Origin of the sequence: Bifidobacterium ruminantium DSM 6489 (genome assembly GCF_000770925.1) — a bacterium.
In the GTDB taxonomy this organism is placed as follows: Bacteria; Actinomycetota; Actinomycetes; order Actinomycetales; family Bifidobacteriaceae; genus Bifidobacterium; species Bifidobacterium ruminantium.
On record NZ_JDTK01000002.1, the window covers coordinates 203,687 to 212,754 of the forward strand.

At 58.2% G+C, this 9,068-nt stretch carries 7 protein-coding genes; 2 read left to right on the forward strand and 5 right to left on the reverse strand.

Translation table 11 applies throughout. The annotated features are described in order from the left end of the window. Position 1: 1 nt before the first annotated feature. From OU26_RS02035 to OU26_RS02045, 3 genes are all read right to left on the reverse strand, one after another. On the reverse strand, positions 2-925 hold the full coding sequence (locus OU26_RS02035; RefSeq protein WP_026646438.1) for an acyl-CoA thioesterase: 924 nt from the start codon (positions 923-925) through the stop codon (positions 2-4). Between the two features lie 190 nt (positions 926-1,115). After that, on the reverse strand, positions 1,116-2,792 hold the full coding sequence (gene ettA, locus OU26_RS02040) for an energy-dependent translational throttle protein EttA (RefSeq protein WP_026646437.1): 1,677 nt from the start codon (positions 2,790-2,792) through the stop codon (positions 1,116-1,118). A gap of 245 nt (positions 2,793-3,037) precedes the next feature. Next, positions 3,038-3,463 carry a peptide deformylase gene (locus OU26_RS02045; RefSeq protein WP_026646436.1) on the reverse strand — a complete coding sequence of 142 codons (426 nt, stop codon included), beginning with the start codon at positions 3,461-3,463 and terminating at the stop codon, positions 3,038-3,040. Positions 3,464-3,618: 155 nt separating this feature from the next. Here OU26_RS02045 and OU26_RS02050 point away from each other — a divergent pair, with 155 nt between their 5' ends. After that, the gene (locus OU26_RS02050) at positions 3,619-4,416 is read left to right on the forward strand and encodes a bifunctional diaminohydroxyphosphoribosylaminopyrimidine deaminase/5-amino-6-(5-phosphoribosylamino)uracil reductase RibD (RefSeq protein ID WP_237743825.1); all 798 of its coding nucleotides are present in this window, start codon (positions 3,619-3,621) and stop codon (positions 4,414-4,416) included. Between the two features lie 211 nt (positions 4,417-4,627). Here the strand turns inward: OU26_RS02050 and OU26_RS02055 are convergent, their stop codons facing one another. Then, complete coding sequence (locus OU26_RS02055) at positions 4,628-5,569, reverse strand: DUF559 domain-containing protein (RefSeq protein WP_026646434.1); 942 nt, start codon at positions 5,567-5,569, stop codon at positions 4,628-4,630. Positions 5,570-5,816: 247 nt separating this feature from the next. Between OU26_RS02055 and OU26_RS02060 the strand changes: the two genes are divergently transcribed. Then, positions 5,817-7,316 carry an amidohydrolase gene (locus tag OU26_RS02060; RefSeq protein WP_026646433.1) on the forward strand — a complete coding sequence of 500 codons (1,500 nt, stop codon included), beginning with the start codon at positions 5,817-5,819 and terminating at the stop codon, positions 7,314-7,316. 312 nt (positions 7,317-7,628) lie between these two features. Here OU26_RS02060 and OU26_RS02070 read toward each other — a convergent pair whose 3' ends face one another. After that, complete coding sequence (locus tag OU26_RS02070) at positions 7,629-8,909, reverse strand: O-acetylhomoserine aminocarboxypropyltransferase/cysteine synthase family protein (protein ID WP_026646431.1); 1,281 nt, start codon at positions 8,907-8,909, stop codon at positions 7,629-7,631. Positions 8,910-9,068: the final 159 nt, after the last annotated feature.

A 9,068-nucleotide genomic window follows, 5' to 3' on the forward strand; every position in this document is an offset into this window, starting at 1 on the left:
ATCAGGCCTTCTCCGGCGTTTCTGCCATGTTCGGCACGCGGAACATGGCTTCCTGCGCCATGCAGGCCACCAGACTGCCGTCCTGCGTGTAGACCTTCGCCGAGCCGAGGCCGCGCCCATGGGCCGCGGTCGGCGTGTCCTGCACGTAGAGGTGCCATTGGTTGATATCGATGTCGCGATACCACCACATCGAATGGTCGATGGACGCGTACGAGATGCCGGGGGTGGCGATGCTCAAGCCCGCCCTACGTAGAATCGGTTCCAGCATGATCTGGTCGCAGCCCATCGCCAGCATCGCGCGGTGCATGGCCTGCGGCGCGTCCACCTTGCCATCGGCCTTCATCCACACCATCTGCTTGCCGGAATCGTTGCTGGCGCTCTTCTTGTCGGCGCCGAGCATGATGGTGCGTGTCGCATGGCGGATATCGAACGGCGATTTCTTCGCATAATACTTGGCGAACGACGACTTCTCCGCGAACGGTTCCATCAGCTGCTTCGCGCTGGTCAGGCTGTCCGGATCCGGAACGTCCTCCGGCATGGGATCCGCGAATTCGATGCCTTCCTGGTCATGCTCCTGGAAGCTGGCGATCGCGGTCAGAATCGAACCCTGCGCCTGCGTGACGTTCACGCGGCGGGCGGAGAAGGAGCGGCCGTCACGCAGATTCTCCACATCGAACAGCAGATCCTGGTGGATGTCCCCGGCCGAAATGAAATAACCATGAATCGAATTCGGCAGCCTTGACGGCGGAACGGTCTTCGCCGCGGCCACCAGCGACTGCGCGATGACCTGCCCGCCGTAGACGCGGCCTGTGGGGAAGTACAGGCTCTCGCCATTGATATAGGTGTGATTGCGGTAATTTGAGGGCGTGCCCAGCTGAAGCACCTTCGTCAGCCGCTGCAACGGCGTCATGTCTGTCTGCGTCATGATGGTCCTGATTCCTCCTGCACTGGAAAGCTTTGTACTGACACTGAGTCTATCGACGTGCGGTAAATTTCGCCGGATGGTTTTGTAACGAGTACGTGAGAAGAGTGAACGGCCGGTTAGCTGCGGGGGATGGCTGCATATGATGAGGCGCCACCTCTCGTTGCGAAAGGTGGCGCCTCATCATATGTGCTTAGCGCGTTAGTTTGCGATGCAGGCGGTGCGGGCGGGCCGCGTCCTCGCCGAGGCGGGCGACACGGTTCTCCTGATAGGCCTGGAAGTTGCCTTCGAACCAGTACCACTTGGCCGGGTTCTCGTCATCGCCTTCCCATGCGAGGATATGCGTGGCCACACGGTCGAGGAACCAACGGTCGTGGGAAATCACCACAGCGCAGCCCGGGAAGGCAAGTAGCGCGTTTTCGAGCGATTCCAGCGTTTCGACGTCAAGGTCGTTGGTCGGTTCGTCGAGCAGCAGGAGGTTGCCGCCCTGCTTCAGGGTCAGCGCCAGATTCAGACGGTTGCGCTCGCCGCCGGAGAGCACGCCCACAAGCTTCTGCTGGTCGGAACCCTTGAAACCGAAGGACGCCACGTAGGCGCGGGTCGGCACCTCGACGCCGGCAACCTCGATGAAGTCGAGTCCGTCGGACACGGCCTCCCACAGGTTCTTGTTCGGGTCGAGGCCTGCACGGTTCTGATCGACATAGCTGATCTGCACGGTGTCGCCGATTTTGAGCGAGCCGGAGGTCAACGGTTCCAAACCGACGATGGTCTTGAACAGGGTGGACTTACCCACGCCGTTCGGACCGATTACGCCGACGATGCCGTTACGCGGCAGGGTGAAGCTCAGGTCATCGATGAGCACACGGTCGCCGAATGCCTTGTGGATGTGCTCGGCTTCCAGCACAGTGGAACCCAGACGCGGACCTGCCGGAATCTGAATTTCGGAGAAGTCAAGCTTCTTGTTGTTGCGTGCCTCCTGCTCCATCTGGTCGTAACGTTCCAGACGGGCCTTGTTCTTGGCCTGACGAGCCTTCGGCGAGGAACGTACCCAGTCGAGTTCGCTCTTGAGTCGCTTGGCAAGCTTGGCGTCCTTGGCGCCTTGGATCTCCATGCGCTTGGCCTTGGTCTCCAAATAGGTGGAGTAGTTGCCCTTGTACGGATACAGGTGACCACGATCCACTTCGCAGATCCATTCGGCCACATTGTCCATGAAATAACGATCGTGGGTGACGGCGATGACCGCGCCCTTGTACTGGTGCAGGAACTGCTCCAGCCACAGAATCGACTCGGCGTCCAAATGGTTGGTAGGCTCGTCAAGCAGCAGCAGATCCGGAGCTTCAAGCAGCAGTTTGCACAGCGCCACACGACGGCGCTCGCCACCGGAGCACACGGTCACCGGAGTGTCCGGGTCTGGGCACTGCAGGGCGTCCATGGCCTGCTCAAGCTGGGAATCGAGATCCCAGCCGTTGGCCGCGTCGATGTCGTTCTGCAGCTTGCCCATCTCTTCCATCAGGGCATCGAAGTCGGCGTCAGGATTGGCCATCTCCTCGCCAATCTGGTTGAAGCGGGCCACCTTTTCGGCGATCGGACCGAATGCCATCTTGATATTCTCGCCGACGGTCTTGGTCTCATCCAGCGGCGGCTCCTGCTGCAGGATGCCGACAGTGAATCCCGGGGTCAGATAGGCTTCGCCGTTGGAAACGGTGTCGAGTCCGGCCATGATCTTCAGCAGTGTGGACTTGCCCATGCCGTTCGGGCCGACGACGCCGATCTTGGCGCCCGGCAGGAAGCTCAGGGTCACGTCGTCGAGGATCACGCGGTCGCCGTAGGCCTTGCGAGCCTTGATCATCTGGTAAATAAACTCAGCCAATGTTGTGTTCCATCCTTAAAGAACGTTGGAATTCCAGCGTCTTGCGTACGTCGGTCGACGGGAATCGCACTTATCGCCGCTTTGCGGCGCATTACGTGACGCGGCTTGGCCGTGGACGAATCGCAAATCTGCTGCGAATCGGTCGAAACCAAGTATTCTCGGACCATGCCATTACGCAAAGTACCATCGCCGATTATCCCATACCCCGTCTACACAGTAGGCGTATCGAGTGCGGTGCAGGCGCGTCAGATAATCACGCCGTCGCAGTGGTCGATCTCATGCTGGATGATCTGCGCGGTGAAACCGGTGAACGCAGCGTGGCGCTCGCGCCAGCGGCGGTCGAGATAGGTGACCTCGATGCGCTGGTAGCGCAGGGTGCGGCGCTCTCCCTTGAGCGACAGGCAGCCTTCGGCGGTGTCGTAGGCTCCGTCCCGCGCGGTGATGTGTGGATTGAACATGATGGTGATGCGGTCGCCCAGCTCCTTGTCCACGAATGCGATAATGCGTTTGGATACACCGATCATATTGGCTGCCATACCGACGCAGCCGTTGCGGTGCGCGTCGAGCGTATCCTTCAGGTCCTGAGCCACGGCCAAATCTGCTTCGGTGTTCTCGGCTTCGACGGATGGCTGGCTCAAAAATGGAATGGACGTCATGATTTCGCGCTGCATGTGGTTTTCCTCTCGCTGGTTCCTTTGCCGGTCTGCCAATATTGTATGCGTCGCACGGCGGTGAAACGGATGGTCGACTCGTGCCCGTCCATTTGCATGGCGCCTCATGTCGGCTTCGGAATGTGAAGCGCAATCGGTGCAATATGCTTGGGACCATGGATGACATGTCTCAATATCGGGAATACATGAAGCAGGCGCTCGAACTGGCCCGCAAGGGAGCCGGATGGGTGAATCCGAATCCGCTGGTCGGCGCGGTGGTGATGCGCGACGGCGAAGTCCTTGCCGCCGGATACCACGACTGTTACCGTGGTCCGCATGCGGAGCGCATGGCGTTCGACTATGCCGACGCGCATGGCATCGATATGTGTGGAGCTACAGTCATCGATACGCTCGAACCCTGCTGCCACGTTGGATCGCAGCCGGCATGCACTGATCTGATTCTAGCCCACGGCATCTCGCGGGTGGTGGTCGGCTCCATCGACCCCAATCCCGTCGTGGCTGGGAAAGGCCTTCGCATCCTTGAGGAAGCCGGCGTGAAAGTGGTGCGTGACGTCATGCGGTCGGAATGCGACGCCATCAATCGTCATTTCTTCCACTACATCACCACGGGAATGCCGTACATTGTGGACAGCAGAAGACGTGTGGGGGAATCGGATGCCGAGTATGCGGTCCGTCGGCGCGAACTGTATGCCACGTATGCGGCGGTGCTTGCCGGAACTGAATCGGATGTTTCTGACGAGTCCTTCGCGCACTTCGACGGACCGGTCCAATCCGTCGGTGCGGACGAAGTGGTGATCGGCCGTCACAAGCCGTTGCTGTTGAAGACCAGCACGCTCGCCGGCGCGGACCCGGACGAGTGGTTGCACGAACTGGGCAAATGCAAAATCGACAGCCTCATCGTGGAAAGAGACGAAGCGTTCGAGCGGTTGTCCACGGCCTGCCAAAAAGACTGATGTGTCGCGTTCGCGGTTTTGAAATGCCTTATATGTGGCAGATTCCGTCGTCGTACGAAAGTGATTTTCCCTATATGTGGCAGACAACCAAAGAAATCCTGAGTTAGAGGGTATAAATCAGTGGGTTTGACGGTCATTGTCTACTTAGGTCTGCCACATGTAGTGGTTTTAAGTTTCCTGGGGATGTCAAATCTGCCACATATAGGGATTGTCAGATGAGAATCCGTCTGTTCCCAGTGGCAAGGGACGCTATACGGATATGTATTCTTCCTGATGGCATTCTTTGGCTGAGTCTGATGGATTTGCTGAGCCTCTGATTTATTCTGCTGGCCACTCGTTCGGCGAGGAGCCGTTCTTCGTTTTCGCTCGCCAGATTCTCGGCGGTCACTTGGATGTAGATCCAGCCCTCATCCTCTAGGGCTTCGCGTCGCTTGCTGTCTGCGAGCCACTGTCCGGCGTGATGCCTTCCATCATATTCAATAACCACTTTTATCTCTGGATAAGCCATGTCCAGAAAAACGATTTTCCCATTAGATGAGCGGACCTTGTAATTGACTTCCGGGCAGGGAAGCCCGTGTCGAATCAGCGTGATTCGGCAACGGCTCTCCTGTGAGGAATCCGTGCCTTCGCGCATAAGCCGTAGGGCTTGCCTCATTTTGTTGATTCCGCGAATCGGCCGTTGTCTGTTTGTTCTCACATATTCGTTGAGATTTTCGAGACGGTTTACATAGTCGATGAATTCGTCGAGAGTGATTGTTCCAAAGCGAGCGTTCCTCCTCATCATGGAATCGCCGAGCGTTACCAATTCCTCTTGCGGGATACGATTGGCGTGCATCGCCCAAGTGGTTATCGCGTCAGTGTGATGAATTTTGCCATAATGCGTGGTTGTTTCGAGAACGGGGCCTTCCCATAGTGCGAAGTGGATGTTCTGAAGATGCGTTCGGGCGTTGTTGCATGAAGCGAGAACGTGTAGGGAAGATTCCGTTTGCTGGTTTCGTGGATATCTTGGCCTTTCGATGCCTAGAAGGTCCAGTGCGGTATTGAGCGCGAACACCAATCGCCTTCCGGTTCTTTTCTGCGCTTCAAGACATTGTTCGATGGTCCTTGCCCTCAGCTGCGCGAGGTTTTCCGAATATTGTACTCCATTGTCCATAGCGTCAAAGTAGAGGAAATGGCACTGCGCTGTCTACCGGCTTTTGGGAAACGGTGGAAAAGTGGATGATTCACCCTTCCTTGAAAAACCGGTGGATAACTGCGCCTTTCTCTTGCCTATGTAGATAAACGCATTTCAATAGCGAAAACCCAAAGTGCACATAGCCGATTGAGATGAGGGTGGCAATCGCAAGCATCGCAAGGATACTATGACTGGCAATGAGGTCATTTTGTTGAATCGAGGATGTATGGGCGAACCGTATGTGATTGAAAATGTGTGTTTCGTGGGGTCCAATGAGCCTGTCGACATCACGATTGAGCAAGGGCGGATTGCGGATGTACGGTCTTCGGAAAAGTCGGTAGAGAAGGCTTCGAAAACGTGGATCATTCCCGGCTTGTGGGATTGTCATACGCACTTCACGCAGTGGTCGTACACGTTGGGACGTCTTGATTTGATCGACGCGCGCAGTGCCGACGAGGCGCTCGACATGTTGCGTCGGCACTTGGATGAACGTCGTGAGAACGGCACGCTCGACCCGAACCAATATGTGGTCGGCATGCGCTTCCGGCACTCACTGTGGGCCGATGCCGCCCAGCCGACATTGGCCGCGATCAACGCGGTGTCGGGCGACCAGCCGGTGGCTTTGTCAAGTGCCGACATGCACTGCGGCTGGGTGAACTCCGCTGCCGCGCGCAACCTGGGTGTGCATGTGGGCGAATCCGGGCTCGTCGGAGAGCTTGAGTGGTTCGACGCCTACTGCAAGCTGGACAAAGGGCCAGGCGCGGCCGATGAACTGACTCGTCTGCTACGCAACGCGGAGCGGGACGCTGCCGGCAAAGGTGTGGTCGGTGTGCGCGACTACGAGATGGCGGAGAACATCGACACATGGATCGAGCGATTCTCGCAAGGACTCGTCGGCCTGCGTATCGAGGCCGGCGTATACCCCGAACGGCTCCAGCAGGCCATCGACGACGGCTGGCACACCGGCGACGAACTGCCTGGAAGTCATGGGCTAGGCCACGTCGGTGCGATGAAGATGATCTCCGACGGCTCACTCAACACCCGCTCCGCTTACTGTTCCACGCCATACTCGGGCATCGCCCCGGAAACCTACGGCACGTTGAGCTACACCCCTGAGCAAATCGAATCGTATATGCGGCTAGCCACCGAACATGGTTTTGATATCGCCTGTCATGCCATAGGCGACGAAGCGAACACCATCGTGCTCGACTGTGCGGAGCGCACCCATGCGCACGGCTCCATCGAGCATGCCCAAATGCTCAAGGAGCGTGATATTCCGCGTCTTGCGCAACTGGGACTTGCCGCCAGCATCCAGCCGCAGCACGCCATGGACGACCGCGACGTCATCACACGATTCTGGGGTAATCCCGCTGGCATTCCCTACGCGTTCAACAGTCTGCATGAGGTCGGAACCAAACTGCTTATGGGCTCGGACGCGCCGGTCGCGCCGTTGGACCCATGGCTGGCCATCTCCGCCGCGGTATTCGGCACGGAGAGTTCCGACCGGGAGCCTTTCCAGCCTGAGCAATGCTTGGACTTTGAAACCGCGCTCGCCTCGTCCACCGCACTTGGACGCACTACGTTGCAAGCCGGAGACGTGGCGGACCTGGTGCTGCTGGATTGCGACCCGAGCACGCTTGACTCTCCGGAGGCCATGCGCGCCATGCCCGACCATGTGCTTGCCACCATGCTTGCCGGCCGCTGGACATATCAATGCGCTGAATGAAAACCGCTATGTGTGGCAGATCCTGGGATGCCGGAAAAGTCAAAACCGCTATATGTGGCAGGTCGATGGCTCCTAAGATGAAGGAATCGCCGGATTTATGCCCCCGAACATAGGGCTTTGTACCTGGAGCTGCCACACATAGGACAAATCATTTTCGATGGGTACGGAAATCTGCCACATATAGCGGATTTCATGTGCTGCTGGATATCCAAGGAGTTGGTTATCCAGGGGTTGAAGATGAATTCGAATAAAGATAGGGCTTGTATCCCTGCAATGGCGGGGATACAAGCCCTATCTACAGGCTTATGAGGCTCACTGCACGGCGGCGAGGGCCTGGTCGAGGTCGGCGATGATGTCGGCCGCGTTCTCGATGCCGCAGCTCAGACGAACCAGGTCGATGCCGACGCCGGCTTCCTCAAGCTGCTCCTCGGTGAGCTGGCGATGCGTGGTGCCGGCCGGATACAGCGTGCAGCTGCGGGCGTCGGCCACATGCGTGGCGATGGACACCATCTTCAGATGGTCGAGGAACGCGGAGACCTTCTCGCGGCCGCCCGGCACGCCGAAGGAGATCACACCGCAGGTGCCGTTCGGCATGTACTTCTCCGCCAGCGCATGGTACTTGTCCGTTTCGAGGCCCGGGAAGCTCACCCAGCTGACGCGCGGATCTGCATCGAGCCACTTGGCCACGGCCAGAGCGTTCGCGCAGTGGCGTTCCATGCGCACGCCAAGGGATTCCAGATGCATACCCATGATCCACGAATTGATCGGTGCCGGCGTGGAGCCGAAGTCGCGCATGAGCTGTGCGGTGGCCTTGGTGATGTATGCGGCCTTGCCGAATTCCTTCGCGTAGGTGACGCCATGGTAGGAGTCGTCCGGAGTGGTGAGGCCCGGGAACTTCTCCGCGTGGGCCAGCCAATCGAAATTGCCGGAATCGACGATCGCGCCGCCCACGCAGGAGCCGTGGCCGTCCATGTACTTGGTGGTGGCGTGCGTGACGATATCCACGCCGTACTGGAACGGACGGCAGTTGATCGGTGTTGGGAAGGTGTTGTCGACGATCAGCGGCACGCCATGGCGATGCGCCGCGTTCGCGAACTTCTCGAAGTCGAGCACGATAAGCGCTGGATTGGAGATGGACTCGCCGAACACGGCCTTGGTATTCGGCTGGAACGCGGCCTCAAGATCCTCTTCGGTGCAGTCCGGGCTTACGAATGTGCATTCGACACCCATCTTGCGCATGGTCACGTTGATGAGGTTGAACGTGCCGCCATAGATGGCGGAGGAAGCGACGATGTGGTCTCCGTTGTTGCAGATGTTGAACAGAGCGAAGAAATTCGCCGCCTGGCCGGATGAGGTGAGCATCGCTGCGGCGCCGCCTTCCAGCTCGCAGATCTTCGCGGCTACGGTGTCGTTGGTCGGATTCTGCAGACGGGTATAGAAGTATCCGGATTCGGACAGGTCGAACAAGCGGCTCATCTGCTCGCTCGACTGGTATTTAAAGGTCGTCGCCTGAATGATTGGGGGAGTGCGGGACTCGCCGTTGCCTGGCTGGTAGCCTCCCTGCACGCAAATGGTATCGACGTTTTCGCTCATATGATTCCTTCTTTTGATTCCGCGCTTCTGTGCGCCGCGCAAGTGTTGCGCCGCGATGTGAACAAACAAGCACACTTTATCACTTCGGTGGTTTTATTGAAATAAGGATGAGCCCCGTCTACCCGTGCTGAACCGCACCCCGATTGTTGGACTGAAGAA